The sequence below is a fragment of the Paenibacillus agricola genome (assembly GCF_011440305.1).
Lineage (GTDB): Bacteria > Bacillota > Bacilli > Paenibacillales > NBRC-103111 > Paenibacillus_S > Paenibacillus_S agricola.
In genome coordinates this window covers 1-15,331 of sequence record NZ_JAAOIW010000009.1, presented here as the reverse complement: position 1 = coordinate 15,331, position 15,331 = coordinate 1, and the positions used below count along the sequence as shown (strand labels likewise).

General features: G+C 42.5%; 17 protein-coding genes. 16 read left to right on the top strand and 1 reads right to left on the bottom strand.

Going from position 1 to position 15,331, the window contains the following annotated elements; translation table 11 throughout:
• Window position 1: 1 nt before the first annotated feature.
• The 5 genes from G9U52_RS22525 to G9U52_RS22505 all read left to right on the top strand — a co-directional run bounded on the left by G9U52_RS22525 (window position 2) and on the right by G9U52_RS22505 (window position 6,404).
• On the top strand, window positions 2-1,630 hold the full coding sequence (locus tag G9U52_RS22525; protein WP_166152908.1) for a response regulator: 1,629 nt from the start codon (window positions 2-4) through the stop codon (window positions 1,628-1,630).
• A gap of 127 nt (window positions 1,631-1,757) precedes the next feature.
• Complete coding sequence (locus G9U52_RS22520) at window positions 1,758-3,152, top strand: ABC transporter substrate-binding protein (protein WP_166152907.1); 1,395 nt, start codon at window positions 1,758-1,760, stop codon at window positions 3,150-3,152.
• Window positions 3,153-3,233: 81 nt separating this feature from the next.
• On the top strand, window positions 3,234-4,130 hold the full coding sequence (locus G9U52_RS22515; RefSeq protein ID WP_166152906.1) for a carbohydrate ABC transporter permease: 897 nt from the start codon (window positions 3,234-3,236) through the stop codon (window positions 4,128-4,130).
• 162 nt (window positions 4,131-4,292) lie between these two features.
• On the top strand, window positions 4,293-5,114 hold the full coding sequence (locus G9U52_RS22510) for a carbohydrate ABC transporter permease (protein WP_166153161.1): 822 nt from the start codon (window positions 4,293-4,295) through the stop codon (window positions 5,112-5,114).
• An 891-nt stretch (window positions 5,115-6,005) separates the two neighbouring features.
• Entirely contained in the window at window positions 6,006-6,404 is a 399-nt protein-coding gene (locus G9U52_RS22505; RefSeq protein WP_166152905.1) for a GNAT family N-acetyltransferase, read from the top strand.
• Between the two features lie 14 nt (window positions 6,405-6,418).
• Here the strand turns inward: G9U52_RS22505 and G9U52_RS22500 are convergent, their stop codons facing one another.
• Window positions 6,419-7,027: a TetR/AcrR family transcriptional regulator gene (locus G9U52_RS22500; protein WP_166152904.1), complete on the bottom strand. Its 609-nt coding sequence runs from the start codon at window positions 7,025-7,027 to the stop codon at window positions 6,419-6,421.
• 192 nt (window positions 7,028-7,219) lie between these two features.
• Here G9U52_RS22500 and G9U52_RS22495 point away from each other — a divergent pair, with 192 nt between their 5' ends.
• From G9U52_RS22495 to G9U52_RS22445, 11 genes are all read left to right on the top strand, one after another.
• Complete coding sequence (locus tag G9U52_RS22495; protein WP_166152903.1) at window positions 7,220-7,795, top strand: cysteine hydrolase family protein; 576 nt, start codon at window positions 7,220-7,222, stop codon at window positions 7,793-7,795.
• Between the two features lie 278 nt (window positions 7,796-8,073).
• Complete coding sequence (locus G9U52_RS22490) at window positions 8,074-8,685, top strand: TetR/AcrR family transcriptional regulator (RefSeq protein ID WP_166152902.1); 612 nt, start codon at window positions 8,074-8,076, stop codon at window positions 8,683-8,685.
• 1 nt (window position 8,686) lies between these two features.
• Window positions 8,687-8,983 (top strand): hypothetical protein, encoded by a 297-nt coding sequence (locus G9U52_RS22485; protein WP_207953142.1) that lies wholly within the window; start codon window positions 8,687-8,689, stop codon window positions 8,981-8,983.
• 33 nt (window positions 8,984-9,016) lie between these two features.
• Window positions 9,017-9,451, top strand: a complete 435-nt coding sequence (locus G9U52_RS22480; RefSeq protein ID WP_166152901.1) for a DoxX family protein — start codon at window positions 9,017-9,019, stop codon at window positions 9,449-9,451.
• A gap of 622 nt (window positions 9,452-10,073) precedes the next feature.
• Window positions 10,074-10,424 carry an AAC(3) family N-acetyltransferase gene (locus G9U52_RS41435; protein ID WP_311764914.1) on the top strand — a complete coding sequence of 117 codons (351 nt, stop codon included), beginning with the start codon at window positions 10,074-10,076 and terminating at the stop codon, window positions 10,422-10,424.
• 209 nt (window positions 10,425-10,633) lie between these two features.
• Window positions 10,634-11,401 carry a class I SAM-dependent methyltransferase gene (locus G9U52_RS22470; RefSeq protein WP_166152899.1) on the top strand — a complete coding sequence of 256 codons (768 nt, stop codon included), beginning with the start codon at window positions 10,634-10,636 and terminating at the stop codon, window positions 11,399-11,401.
• A gap of 83 nt (window positions 11,402-11,484) precedes the next feature.
• The gene (locus tag G9U52_RS22465) at window positions 11,485-11,997 is read left to right on the top strand and encodes a GNAT family N-acetyltransferase (RefSeq protein WP_166152898.1); all 513 of its coding nucleotides are present in this window, start codon (window positions 11,485-11,487) and stop codon (window positions 11,995-11,997) included.
• 113 nt (window positions 11,998-12,110) lie between these two features.
• On the top strand, window positions 12,111-12,536 hold the full coding sequence (locus G9U52_RS22460) for a hypothetical protein (protein ID WP_166152897.1): 426 nt from the start codon (window positions 12,111-12,113) through the stop codon (window positions 12,534-12,536).
• 752 nt (window positions 12,537-13,288) lie between these two features.
• Window positions 13,289-13,903 (top strand): TetR/AcrR family transcriptional regulator, encoded by a 615-nt coding sequence (locus G9U52_RS22455; RefSeq protein ID WP_166152896.1) that lies wholly within the window; start codon window positions 13,289-13,291, stop codon window positions 13,901-13,903.
• An 8-nt stretch (window positions 13,904-13,911) separates the two neighbouring features.
• On the top strand, window positions 13,912-14,250 hold the full coding sequence (locus G9U52_RS22450; protein ID WP_166153160.1) for a DUF1801 domain-containing protein: 339 nt from the start codon (window positions 13,912-13,914) through the stop codon (window positions 14,248-14,250).
• A 48-nt stretch (window positions 14,251-14,298) separates the two neighbouring features.
• On the top strand, window positions 14,299-14,571 hold the full coding sequence (locus G9U52_RS22445; RefSeq protein ID WP_243767500.1) for a hypothetical protein: 273 nt from the start codon (window positions 14,299-14,301) through the stop codon (window positions 14,569-14,571).
• Window positions 14,572-15,331: the final 760 nt, after the last annotated feature.

The window sequence follows — 15,331 nt, the reverse complement described above, 5'->3', positions numbered from 1 at the left end:
GATGGAATCGCATAACCTTATTAAATTATGTGTCATTGACGATATGAAGATGGTTGTCGATATGATTTCACAAAAAATAGCTTGGCTCGATCACCAGATTGAGATCGTCGGTACAGCATTGGACGGAGAAGCCGGACTGCGTCTGGCACAGGAAATGAAGCCCGACATTATTTTAACCGATATTCGTATGCCTCGTATGGATGGACTTGAAATGACTCAGGCAATATTGGAAGCATCACCACGAACCAAAATTATTATTTTGAGTGCATACTCCGATTTTTCTTATGCTCAACAGGCCATTCGACTAGGGGCCTTTGATTTTGTGAAAAAGCCGTTTGCTATCGATGAAATTGTCAGCGTTGTATTGAAAGCCAAGCTGACCTGTGAGATGGAGCACAAAGAACAGATCAGACTCAAAGAAATGGAGCAGAAAATCAAGGAAAGCCTGCCGATCCTGAGGCAAGAATATTTGACGCTGCTGCTGCATCACCAGACGAGTGAGGCCAGTGCCAGACAGCGTTGGGAGTTTCTCGGGGTCGATTTGGAGCCGAAGGACTTCGTAGTTTTCATTGTTGAAATCGATCAATTTATGGACAAGTATCAGGCGCTGCCTGTTCAGGAAATTGAATTGATCCGGTTCAGTCTGCAAAATATTATGGAAGAAACAATAACCTCGGTGACTACAGGTATTATTTTTCGTGAAGCTATCAACCGTTATGTGGTTGTAATGAACTGTAAGGATGATCAGATAGCATCTGAAATTGCCGAAGCCTGCTGCTTGAACATAGCCCGTTATACGCGATTTACGGTTTCTATCGGAGTAGGGCTTGGTGTACAGGGCATTCATGAACTGCCTCATTCATACCTCCAGGCTTTGAATGCATTATCTTATCATTTTTATACCGAAGGCAACGGTGTATTCAGCTGTATGAATATGGCAACTGGACAGAGAGGCATACCGAACTATTCAATTTCGAAGGAGCAGGACTTCCTATTCGCCTTACGCTCAGGTAACAGTGACAAAAGCCAGCATTTGCTTGAAGAAATATTCAACGATCTGGTTGATATTGTTCCGCTTCCCGAGCCGCAATACGTGGAAAATGTATGCTATGAGCTGTCCTCCAAAATTTTCAGGCTGATGCTGGAAAAGTTTCCCTATGAGACTGTTCATCAGATGGAAACGAAAATGAATGAGTTTAAAAGTAAAAGCCAGCCGTCGCTTCAGGAGTTTCGAACCTTATTGAAAGAGCTCTGTCTGGAAGGCTGCGCATGGATTGAAAAAGAACGTTCGCATGAATCGATCAAGATTATTCATCAGGTCAAGGATTACATCCGGGCCAATCTGCACACGGATTTGTCGTTGGAGCATTGCTCTAGGCAAATTAATCTCAGCCAAGGCTATTTTTCTAACCTGTTTAAAAAGGTACTCGGCGTTTCATTCCAGCAATTTGTGATTCAGGAAAAGATGGAAAAGGCCAAAAACATGCTGATTGATGATTTTCAGGTTCAGGAAATCGCACAAGAGCTTGGTTATGAGCATCGGCGTTATTTTAGTGATATTTTCAAAAAACATACGGGCATGACACCATCTGAATTTAAAATATCATCCCATGGAAGAATTCAATCATGAATTTCTTCCCTTTTTTATGTATGAAAACCTGCCCTTAATGTTGGGTTAACCGCCTTATGTAATAGGCATAAAACACTTATAATCAACTTGTAAGCTAAAGTAATGAAAAAGATAAGGGGAGATCAATATGAATACAAAGCTGAATCAAAAAATGGCATTGTCTGCATTTTGTTTATTTCTGGTAACAGGATTGACGGCATGCAGCACCACTCCGGCAGCTGCACCTGCACCTGCAAACAACAAGGATACAGCGACCAAGCCGGCAGCCAAAACCAAGCTGACTTATTGGACTGGAGACCGCCATGATGCGGACTATATTAAAGAAGTGATTGAAAAGTTCAATACAACGAATAAAGATAACATTGAGGTTGAACTTGTTGTTAAAACGGATGACTTCAACCAGGCGATCGACTTGTCGTTTTCAACAGCGGATACACCGGATATTATTCGTGTCAAAGAAAATACGATTCAAACCTTTTACAAGAAGCAATACCTGGCGCCAATCGACAGTTATTTGACTGCTGATCAGAAGAAAAATTTCCCGGCAATGGTTGATTTGAATAGCTTTGATGGTAAAATGTACAGCTTGCCGAACTATGGAACGACGATGCGCTTAATCTACAATGTCGATTTGTTTGAAAAGGCCGGGATCAAAAATCCGCCTACTACGTTGAAGGAAATGGTCGATACCGCTAAAAAGCTTACAGAAGCCGGTAAAGCAACGGGCTCTTACGGATTTGCAGAAAACTTCAAAAGCCCGGAGAGTGCGTTGAACCGTTCCGCTCGCGTTATCGCGGAGGTCAGCGGATATGGAGGCTTTGGCTATGATTTCAAAACTGCCAAATTTGATTTCAGCGGCTTTAAGCCCATCATCGAAGCCTTTAAGCAAATGAAGGATGACGGCAGTACATTGCCGGGAATGGAATCTCTCGATATCGACCCGCTTCGCGCACAGTTTGCTGAAGGCAAGATCGGCATGTACATGTCCTTCGCTTCGGAGCCGGGTGTTTACAAAAGTCAGTTCCCTGCGAAGATCAAATGGGCAGCAGCTCCAGTACCGAGCATAGATGGCAGTATCAAAGGCGCTTCAGGTTTTCTGGGTGGGCAATGGCTATCGATCAGCTCCAAATCGACCAAAAAGGACCAAGCGTGGAAATTCATCAATTTCATGTATCAAGAGGAAGTATTACAACCGTATCATGAAAAAGGCTTCGGCATCTCAATGGTTCCAGCCGTTATTGCAAAAGCAAAAAAACCTGATATTGGCGGAATTGAAGGATTCCTGCCTAACAAAGTGGATGGCGTATGGCCAATCCAACCAAGCGTCAATGTCAAAGGTATCAAATACACCGATGCATTTTTCAAATACATGCTTAGTGGTGGCGATTTAAATGAAGTGATCACAGATTTGAACAAGCGCTATAATGAAGCACTGGCTGCCGGTGTGCAAGCGGGCGAATTTAAAGTAAGCCCTATTGCGGACTTTGATCCAGCGAAGCTTGCGGGACAATTTGCCAAATAATTTCATGCAGGGACCAATTTGGATGGGGTTCTCACCCCATCCTTCTCTATCCGAATTTATGCTATAGGAGTTGATATTTTCATGAATAAAGCAGGGAAGTACGGGTTTGCCTATAGTTTTTTGATGCCAAGCTTTATTCTGACTGTGGTATTGGGATTGTATCCGATTGGCTGGGCAATGAGATATATGTTCTACGATTATAAAGGTTATGGCAATGAAAGATTTATCGGTTTCGATAATTTTTCACAAATTATGGAAGACCAGCAGTTTTGGGATTCAGTTGTCACAACATTTATTTTTGCAGGTGGGAAGGTGCTGTTGTCACTTCCTCTGGCTCTGATTCTGGCAGTTGTACTTAACAGGGGATTAAGGGGCAGACATTTCCTGCGAGCGATTTATTTTATGCCTACGATTATTAGCTCTGCTGTTATGGCAGTCGTATTTTTTGCGATCTTTAATTCCTATAATGGTATTCTGAATCAATTTCTCATGAAGTACCAGATCATTGCGAAAAATATCGATTGGCTCGGTCCTGACCATGCACTGCTGACGATCATTCTTGTTGCTGTGTGGGGAGCTGTCGGCAATTATATGCTGCTATTTCTAGCTGGATTGCAAAATATTCCCTATGATATTTACGAAAGCTCGGCACTGGACGGCGCCAATAAGATTCAACAGTTCTGGTATATCACCATCCCGATGCTTGGACCTGTTCTGCAAATTATTATTATGCTGGCGATAATTAATGCCCTTAAAGGTTATGAAAGTATCATGGTCTTAACCGGCGGGGGACCGATAGGGAAAACGGAAGTTATGTATTTGTATGTGTATAAGCTGTTCTTCCCTGTTGTGGGTGATTCCCAGGCTGTACAGAATATCGGCTATGGCAGTGCCGTCGGTTTCGTGACAGCTCTGATCGTCGGCGTGATTACGCTCGCTTACTTTTATATGTCTAAACGTGTTAATAAAAATTTCTGATATGAAAACAAAGTTAATGCTTACGAAGTCCGTTTTCTTGCGAAAACAAAGATAATGCTTACGAAGTCAGTTTTCTTACGAAAACTCTGAGGAGGTCCAATCATGAACATGCAGGCAGCTGTCAGGCCGAACACGACCGTTAACCCATCTATATTGTCCCGCATGCTTGGGCAAATCGTTTTATGGATTTTTTTGCTGGCTATTGCATTTCTAACGTTATTTCCTGTATTAATCGCGATCCTCGGTTCCCTCAAAACCAATATGGAATTGACTACAGGGGCCACTATATTCCCTTCGAATTGGATGTTCGAAAATTATGTGCAAGCCTGGAAGCAGGCCAATTTCTCTACCTTCACCTGGAACAGCATGTTTGTCAGTATTAGCACAACCATTGGAACTCTCATTATCGCTTCGATGGCTGCGTATGTCATTGATCGTTTGGGGTTTCCGGGTAAAAAGCTGTACGTTGCCATACAAGGAGGCACCTTATTTGTTTCCGTAGGTGCAGTTGTATTGAGACCGCAATTTGAATTGATGATTAGCTTGAATTTACACACATCGCTTTGGGCAGTTGTACTTATTTTAATTAGTGCGCATGCGTATATCTTTTTTATTCTGCTCAGCTTTATGAGTGGAATACCGCGAGAATTGGATGAAGCTGCCACAATCGACGGTTGTTCCCTGGGTGGAACCTTTTGGAGGGTGACTTTGCCTTTGTTAAGACCGGGTCTTGCTGTATGTGCTCTATTTACTTTCCGACACGCTTGGAATGAGTATTTATTGCCCATGGTCTTTACGATGAGCAAACCCAACCTGCAAACATTAACCGTAGGTTTGGCGAATTTAAAATACGGTATGGCCGCAGCCTCGCAAACCCACTTTATGATGGCTGGCGCTTGTCTGTCGATTCTTCCTATCCTGGTTGTCTATATCTTTGCTAACAAGTCCTTTATGCAAATGACATCAGGTTCGCTTAAAGGTTAATGTTCATCTACAATAGTCCAATATTCATTTGATTATATTATTCGATTGCTGTCCAGCGACACAAGATCCCCGCCAATCAGGTTTTTTTTATTTCAAAGCACCTATGTTTGTGTCGCGAGGACACGACACAAACATAGGTGCTTAATCGTTTTGCGACACAAACATATGCGCATAATCGCGGTGATATTAAAGGTTGGAGGGCAGGATAGTGGGGCAAACAAGCTGAACTAAATAAATACACAAGAGGCTCTGCGCTTCTATCATGGATTATAATTAATTAGTAACATGAAAATGAAATAATTTCTCTTAAATTAACTGTATAAGGATTCCATCTTCCTCCGAAAAATCTATATCCTAAAATCGATGTCCTTCCGACAAAAGTCAGATAGAACCAAAAGCTATCTCCATTATTGAGCCATATGAAAGTGTATTGATCCAAACAACCAGAAATTGTCCCAAGGTCAACAGCATATGGAGACATTTGAGGTACATATGAGGGTGGAGGAGAGGTTGGTCCTTGCTGCGGTATAAATCCCATTCGATTTATTCACTCCTTATTAATTGGGCTTCTAACTCACTGTATGCCGAGATAAAAATTAGGGATTGGATATATGCCCATATCTATCTCGTAAATAAGTATGGAATAGTTTTTGTGTTCTGAATTCCGATCATTTCTTCATTAAAGCCACTTGCTGAAAGTAGCTTTTCTCATGGATAATAATGCAATACGTGAGGAAATTTCATTGCGGTTCACAGTAGGCGATATATTCGAAATTAGGGTACGACAACGACTGCTCGTTGAACTAACGCAGTTTAATGCAAAAATATGTTATTATTGGATGTATATAACTAATTTTAGAAGAGCTGAGAAGAGAAGGGTGAGCTGAGGATATGGGTGAAATAATTATACAGGAAATTAATGATGTAACTGCACTTCAAATTGCTGAAATGGATTGCTCACCACTACCAAAGGAAAGAGATTCAATCTATCTCAATTTTTATCGTTTTTTTCGTGATACATGTTTGGTGGCTGTAAATGATGGTGAAGTTGTAGGTTTCGCATTAGGGAGGATTGACCAGACTTCTACATCACATTCTTACCTTAACTATTTATTTGTCAAAGAGGACTACAGGAAAGCAGGAATAGGCAAAAGATTATTGGAACAATTTGAGATAGCCACTTCAAAAAAAGGTTGTAGGTTTGTAACTTTATTAACAGGTAAGACCGAGAATATTGAATACTACCAAAGGCAAGGTTACGAAAAGAACATAGCGGTATCGGGAGTCTAAAGGGTTATTTTTGATTACCCACGAAGACCGTCGATTAGGATCGACACGACGCGATCCGGAAAATTTCCGCTCTCCCCGGTTGCTTGCAAGATGCCGATAAGCAGGACTTTGATATCCTCAATGCGAGCATCAGCCCGAACGGATCCGCTGTGTTGGGCACGGGCGAGAAGATTGTCGATCCCTCGCCAAAAATTCCGCGCTACCTCCGAACGTCCAGTGTTTATATTCAGACTGCTAACAATGGCATCAGTAATCGCCTTGTTTGCAATCCCCTCACGTATGATTCTTGCAAAATAATAAAAGAACGCGTCGCCCGGATCGTCGTGATCAAGTAATTGATTAGCTTCTTCGATAAGACGTGCCTTGTGGCTGACAATAACGGCCCCAAATAAATCTTCCTTAGTCGGGAAATGCCGATAGACGGTTCCCACGCCAACACCGGCACGTCGGGCGATTTCATCCATCGAGACGGAGATTCCTTCGGTCCTAAAAACTCGATGAGCGACATCGAGCAGCTTATCTCGATTTTTTTGGGCATCTGCACGTAATGCCTTTTCGGGAGGCGTGGCAATGACGGAATCTGTGGTATCTCCTTCTCGAGCTGAAATATTCTCTTTAGACATTTTGGGATAACACCTCTTTAGAAATATTACATCAAGAGCGATTTGTTGACAACCGGAGAGTGATCTCCATATAATTAAAAGCGGAGAACTTTCTCCGTTTAGGATGGGAGGTGATTCGCGATTGATTCAAGTCAGTCCCGCGAAAACCCAAACGTCGTAATTGTAAATCGATGAAAAGGAGAATATAAACACATGCAAAATTCACCGAGCAAAAGCGCGCTGTTGGTCATGGATATGCAAAACAGCGTCGTGTCGCGGTTCGTAGACAGCGAAAAGGCATTGATTCCGTTCCAAAAGGCTATTGAAGCCGCAAGAAGTCATGCTATTCCCGTTATTTACGTACGTGTCGCATTTCGTGCAGGTTATCCCGAGATTAGTTCTAGAAATAAAATGTTCGCGGGTATTGCCAGCCGGGTCGGAACAGTGGCAGCTCCGGAAGCGACGATGCAAATTCATGAATCCGTGCAGCCTTGGCCGGACGAGCCGATTGTGACCAAGCTTCGAGTAAGCGCGTTTGCCGGAAGTGACCTTGAGGTGATCCTTCGGTCTCGCCAGATCGACACGCTCATCCTCAGTGGTATCGCCACAAGCGGGGTCGTTCTATCGACCTTACGGGAAGCGGCAGATAGAGACTTTGCCCTTACTGTGCTTTCCGACGCCTGTATCGATGCTGACCCTGAGGTTCATCGGGTTCTAACTGAGAAGGTGTTCCCCCATCAGGCCGAGGTGGTACCTGTAGACGCGTGGGTGGCTTCTTTATCCAACTAACTCACGATCATATTACGTTGCAACTTAGCCACTTCTCCAGCATCTGGAGTAGTATTTTACATATGGATTTGCAAAGGGCACCTAAAAGGTGCTCTTAGATTTAGCTCTATAGATGATACGCTGATGCGTAGCATAAGTAAGGGCAAGTTTGGATGCAGAGAAATATTTGTAAACTAAATAAAAAGTTTAATTTACAAACCGATAGTCGGTATGTATAATTGGAAATAAGTAAAAACGAATTGGAAATGAATCTGATTGCGACCATCGGAGGGACGACCATGAAACAAGAGGAACGCAGGCAGCAAACCATACGGCTTCTGCTTGATGCGACCAAAGAGTTGATAGGGGCAAAAGGATGTCATTCGATCACAATGAAGGACATTATGGATCAATCGGGCTTGTCGAAAGGGGCTATTTTCCATTATGTGAAGAGCAAAGACGAAATCTTTGTCTGGGTGCTGCAGGATAGGCTCGAAGAGACGAACGAACGCTTTATGAACGAAGTGGAGAAAGGCCGTCGATCATTCGAGGAGCCGATGTGGAAGATCTCGGAGAGTATTGCGGCATACGAAAAGGCGGATGTTACGAACAAAGTGTTGATGTATCTGCTCGGGAAGGAGGAGCCGTTTATTGCAAAAGCACTCAAGCAGTATTATGAGCGGTCCGTGTTTTTATCTAGACAATGGATTGAGATCGGTCAAAACAGCGGGGTGATTCCGGAATCGGTCGATAAGGACAAAACAGCCGAAATGTTCGTTCTGATGACGTTCGCTTTACGTATCCGCTCCTCCATTCCCTATGCACCGACCGGTTTTACGGCGCATGATTTCTCGTCATTCATCAGTGATATCTTGTATCCCAGCAAGAAGGAGAAGAAAGGAGAGATCTGAGTTGAACTTGTGGCTAACTCTGCATTTGGTTGGAGTCGTGCTGTCCGTTGGAAATATCATAACGGCGGCATTTTGGAAAATTCGGGCGGATATGACGAAAAATCCGGCTGTCATTCATCGTGCGGCCCAAACGTTATGCTCGCCGATTATGATTTACGATACCGGGTCTCGTCCTTATTATCGTCTCGGGCAGTATCATGGCCGTCAAAGCGGAAATTCCGATGTCGGAAATCAATTGGCTTACGTTATCGCTGATTTTGTTAGCCGTTACCGGTCATTATATATCTTATGGTTATGAAAGGTTTCTAAAGTATTAAAAGGAGTGAGCCGTATGGTACCGTTCTATGCACTTGTTGCTTCTTTTCTGTTGTTCAAGGGTCTGGGCTTGATCGGACTGTCTTATTTCGGGGGCTGGCAATCTCCGCTTCAGGGAGCTGTTGCCGTGATGCTGTTGCTTACGGCTTCCGCACACTGGGGGACCCGACGACCGGACTTGATCCGTTTGGTTCCTCAGGCATTTCCCAGACCGGATCTGATTGTGACGGCCACCGGCTGGCTGGAGCTTGCCGGTGCGGTCGGCATCCTATTTCCGGCCACCTCGAAGTTGGCTTCTATCGGCTTGGCGGTGCTGCTGATCGCAATGTTCCCCGCCAATGTGCGGGCGGCCCGGGAAACAATGACGATCGGGGGGAGGCCCGTACCGAAGCTGCTTCCCCGAACGGTGCTGCAACTCGTTTTCCTCGCGGCGGTCCTATTGGCGGGGTAAACGAGTCCTATCCTAGTCTCGTAGATGCTTCGGGTATCAGCAACTATATGACCATTCAACGTTCTCTTCCGCTCTTCGGTGCTGAAGAGAGCGTTGACCGTTCTACATGTGGAATATCCGTATCCGATAATGAGACTGGGTTTATTGCAAGGAACTTATGCCGAATCGCTCTATTATAATTTAGGTTTCATGCTTGTTGATGATTCCTTTCTAACAATGCCCTACTTGTTGTGCGATAGCCGCTCCCAGAAAGTTTTGACAGATTTCATCCATTTTCATCCTCTGCGCTGCATGATGGCTAACGGGCACGTTAGCTTAATAAACGCTGCGACGAACCGCTCCTTTGAGGGGGCTGGTTTTTTGGATACATAAGACAAGGTATGTGTTGAAACTGTCGTTAAGCTTCCACGAATTCATTTTCATCGGTAGAGAATTGGGAATTTATAGAGAGATTATGTCCAAAAATTGGATACGATAAGATGGTTATATGGTAAAATGATTAGTAAATGACTGATAAATTTCGATGGCGATTTTGACTAAAGGAGATGTGAATAATGAGTGAACAAAGAACAATTGAATTAACAATAAATATGAATTCTATAGATTCTATATATAATGCTTTATAAAACTTGGTGTTAATCCTCCAGTCCCGAGGGAATGGATAGAAAAGATATATGATAGCATGCCTGCCTTTGATGTAAATCTTTCGCCAACAAGAGGAATGGGATGTATTGCAGAGTTATTTAGGAAAATGGGAGCTGCAATAATAGAAAATAATAAAAGATATTGGAAATGGTTTGATGATTATGCTTATGACGCTGATGAGGATTTTGAACAGATTGGAAAAGCATTTGATGAAACTAACAACGTTACATTAGGTGAAACTGGCAATGCTAAATGTAGAATATTTAATATGAAAGCAGGTGTTGATTTTGCTGGAAAATGGTTGCAAAAGAATAGATTCAAGACATGAGTTCATGCAACTAACTGGGAACGATAGTTTAGTAATAATACCCAAGCAGGCTGTAGCAGCGTATTCGATTGACACCCACTGTGCGAACGGGCACCATTGTTAAACATTTGAAGGCTGCCGAGTGGCAGTCCTTCGCTCGAACGGGCAGTATAACGTATTAGGCGATAATCTTTATGTGAACGGACTTCAAAATATTATTGGGGGGAAATATGGACAAACGATTAGCATTTAATGAGGATGTGGAAAACTACGACAAGCGGAGACCTACATATTGTGATGATTTATTCAAAGATGTCCTTGCGTATTCTCAACTTGAGCAAGGTAAAAAAGCACTTGAGGTTGGTATTGGAACCGGTCAGGCAACAAGACCCTTTCTGGAAACAGGTTGTGAATTAACGGCAATTGAGTTAGGGAGAGACCTCGCAGAATATTCAAAATTAAAGTTTCAAGAATATAAAAACTTTAGGGTATGCAATACTTCATTTGAAGAATATGAATGTCCAAATAATAGTATAGATATAATTTATTCAGCTACTGCATTTCATTGGATTCCAGAAAATATAGGTTATCCTAAAGTCTTAAAATTATTAAAATCCGGTGGAATACTAGCATTATTTTGGAATCGCCCATTTGTAGCACGAGTAAATGATGAATTGCATCAGAATATTCAAAGTATATATCAAAGATATAGACCTTCTAGTACAAAAATTATCGAACATGATACTGAAAGATATAAAAATATCTCGAAGACAATTCAAGCATATGGTTTTAGAGAGGTTGTGTTTAAGCTATATCACTTAACAAGAACATTTTCTTCGTCTGACTATATTTCCTTATTGAATACATATTCAGATCATAGAAGCTTGCCACCCGCTACAAAAGAATTATTTGAAAGCGAAATTAAAGAAGCGATTGTCCGTTTTGGTGATGTATTGAATGTTTATGATACTATCGATTTATATTTAGCAAGAAAATGATTCGCCGCTAAGTTAACGGTAACGATAGTTCAATACCGCCACGCGGCAGTCCTTCACATGCAATTGACCATTGGAGGGAAATTATGAACAATTCCATTATAGTTCGTCAAATGACTGATTCAGATGTGGAACTTGTATACCAAGTCTTTACTGAACATGATATTAAAAAACCTAGGGATTACATCTTGAGGTGCTGGGAACAGAACGTGGCAGGAGAAAGAATAACTTTATTAGCCTTTTACCAAGGGCAGTTTGCGGGAAGCTTACATTTGCTTGCTACATCTCATTATCCTTACTTTGTTGGAAATGGAATACCTGAAGTTAATGATTTTAATGTTATTCCTCCATTACGAAATCATGGAATTGGAAATACATTAATGGAGGCTATCGAGAACATTGCATTTGAGAAATTCGAAATAGTTGGAATTGGCGTTGGACTATACAAAAGCTATGGCAGCGCGCAACGTTTATACGCAAAAAGGGGATATATACCAGATGGCAGGGGAGTTATGTACAAAGAACAACCAGTTGACCCTGGTGCCATGGTTTGTGTTGATGACGATTTGAATCTGTATTTCACTAAAGTTAAACCATAATTGTTGAGCTATCATGAAAGAACTGATTAACTTTCATCCTCTGTGGTAAAGCACTGCTTTTGCGCTGCATGAATGGCTAACGGGCAGTTCACCAAGTCTATTGAATTTCATATATGTCGTTAACTGACCAGGGCCATCGGAACACGCCAGCCGCTTTTTCACTGGATATGGAAACAGATGTGCCTAGATGGATGGCGATAGAAGATTTAGGAAGTGTTAAATCTCCTCCGCCTGGCTTAGATTGGTTGCCAAGGGTTGCGGAGGCATTAGCCAGAATCCATGTCCGTAATATGCAAAGGGGTTCGGGGATGCTGTGGCTCCCCCATGCTGACCGTCATTATTGGAAAAATTATTTAGTTACGCAAGTATCTATGAACCATTTTGAAGCGCTTATGGAGCAAAATCCCAAATTTTGCAGAGAATTTGGCGCGCATCTGCCATCATTACGTGAAAAAGCCAACGCTTTTGCACGTGATATGGCGGCTTTGTACGATGAGAAGGAAAGCCTGACTCTCACGCATGAGATCTGCAGTCGGTAGATGGTTCCCACATACATTATTATCATGGAAAACCATATTTTATTGATTTTGGGTGGTGCTATTATGCGCCTTTTTATATTGACCTGGCCAGTTATTTTAACCTTGAGGATGCCAAACTTTATTACAACGAATTAATTGCAAACGGTATATCACTTAACTTAGCTATGATGGTTTTTATGAAAGATTGAGGGCAGCATTTCGTTACTGTGGGTTGATATACCTATGTCCCAGTATTAGACAATGGTCTCTCGGGCCAACTGAACTAACGGGTAAACGTCTGCTTCATATGTTGAAGATTATACTTACAGGCGAATTTCCTGAGCGGAGGATTAATTACTCTAGTGAGCTTTTCGCAAAGCTGCTCAAGGAACATAAGAATGGTACACTTCATAAGCCCAATTAGATCCGATTATCAGGCCAGCGTTCAAACCATGAAAACCTGGTGTGCCGAGCATGACTTCACGGTTCCACCACCTCATCGCTTCAAATCCAAATCGGTGTTGACCGGATCGAGGTTCGTCCCGGTTTTGAACCTAAGCTGCTTCGCAATGTAGTGGCCTCGCTTACTCTGTTATGCTGTGATCCACTTCAACCTCGCCTGTGTATCTGGCCTGCGGCAGCACCGGCATGCGCAAATCCATCGTATTTTCATTATAAGCGAGGTGTCCTCTTGACGAGAGGATAAATTTGTAATACTATAATGTCAGTCACCACTGACAGACATTTCGTAATCTACAGAAAGGGAGTTGATCATGCATCAAACTAAGCAAGGGAGCGCTGAGAAATTGTTACGGGCTGCGATTGACCTAATTTCGGAGAAAGGCTACCACGGCGTCACGACAGAGGAAATCGCCTCATCTGCCGACTTAAGCGAAAAGACGCTTTTTCGGCATTTCGGTAGCAAGCAAAATTTGTTGGAAGCCGCCCTTGAACGATTTCAGTATGCCGAAGAGATGCGAGCACTCTTCAACGAACAGATTGTATGGGAGTTAGAAGTCGACCTACTAGCCATCAGCAAAAAGTATCATGACATCATGAACCGAGACCGAAAGCTGATTCTAATCGCCTTAAAAGATGAGGTCTATGTCCCCGGCTTTAAAGAACGTCGACTGCAACATCCTCGCCAACTGTTGACGTTTCTGACGGATTACTTTATAACGATGAGCGAAAAAGGGAAAATGGTTTGTACGAACCCAACCATGATGGCGTTTACATTCATGATGGCTCAATATGGCGCGTTCATTAACGATTTGGAAGCTGGTAACAATTATCCGGGTATCAGTCTTGATCAGTTCATACAAGAGAACGTGAAAATCTTCGTCCAGTCTCTAACTCTTTCCAAAATAAACTGTGAAAAGGAGCAGTAAAAGAAATGATGAATCAGGAAGTTTCCGCATTTATCGAGAACCTTAGTCAACCATGGCAAATCGAGGTCAGCAACCAACTACGCAAGATGGTCCATCAGGTTATTCCTGAAGCCGAAGAACGCATTCAATACAAGAAGCCCCATTTCCTGAAAAATGGGCATTATGCGGCGGTTATATCACCATCGAAAGATGCCATTGCATTCATGATCATGAATTCTTCCGGCCTTACCTTTCCGAAAGGATTTGAAGGGCCAGACGAGAGGAAGTGGCTAAAAATCCGTAAAGAGGATACACCCGATTACGGTCTCCTGGAAGATCTTCTGGTTCAGGCTTCAAGCACTCTATAGCAAAGTAGGGCCAGTAATAAAATATCTGCAGGGAAAGAAGCCATTAAATTGGCCAAGGACTGTATTCGAAACAGCCGCGATTTTTCAGTCGAAACTACATTGGCTGGAGGTAATGCCATCAGGCTTATGCGTGATGGCAAGGCCAATGGGTTTGAAATTACAATGTTTTATGTCGGTCTAGGCGATTATCATTTGAATCTTGAGAGAGTGGCAGTGCGGGTGGAAAACGGTGGACATCATATCCCTTCTGAAGATATCGTAAGACGGCATCCAACATCGATTCAAAATTTACTCGCTCATCTTGATTTAATGATCATTTAATTGTCATTGATAACAGTTTATCGGAGGGAAGAATTATTCTGGGTTCGGACGATGGCTTAATATCCTTATCGATCTGATTCCGGTCCTTCTTGGATTGAATGCATTGTACAATAACTTGAACCATAACAAGAACAGCCATGTAATTATGGCTGTTCTTTTCTTCTATTAATTGCGGACCGATAGTCACGGTTCTGTGTATGACGCCCAGGATGAACTGCTCTTACCTACCGAAATACCATAGCTCAATAAAAGACATTTGTATAAAACACCCACTTTGATACATATGTACTGCCTAGATTTATCTGTTCATGAGTTGAACAAATGGATTGGATCAGCAGGCTTATGTGTGAATTCTGAAAGACAAATACTTACGGTTTTACAAGGTAAGCCAGAAGAGGAAAAGTGATGGTCGGTGCCTTCTGGAGGTAAAGAAAACGAGGAAACTTTAGAGAATTGTTGTATGTCATGGACAGCCGACCATCCACGATCCTGATGGACTCATACATGAAATTGCTTGGAAAACAGTGGAGCAAGTAAAAGAACTTCAGCTTTCCTTTCCTGAGGATAAAGAATTTTTATTGATCTATATCGAGCAAAAAGATTGAACTAACGGATACTAAGTGGAGTGGAGGAGTAAACTGGTACCCATACACTGGACACTTTAAAAAAAGTGTTTAGCGTATGGGTACCTTTTTGTATACTAGAGAGAATAGTGGGGGCGAGCATATGAGTAAAAAACACTTTAGTAAAAATGAGCAGG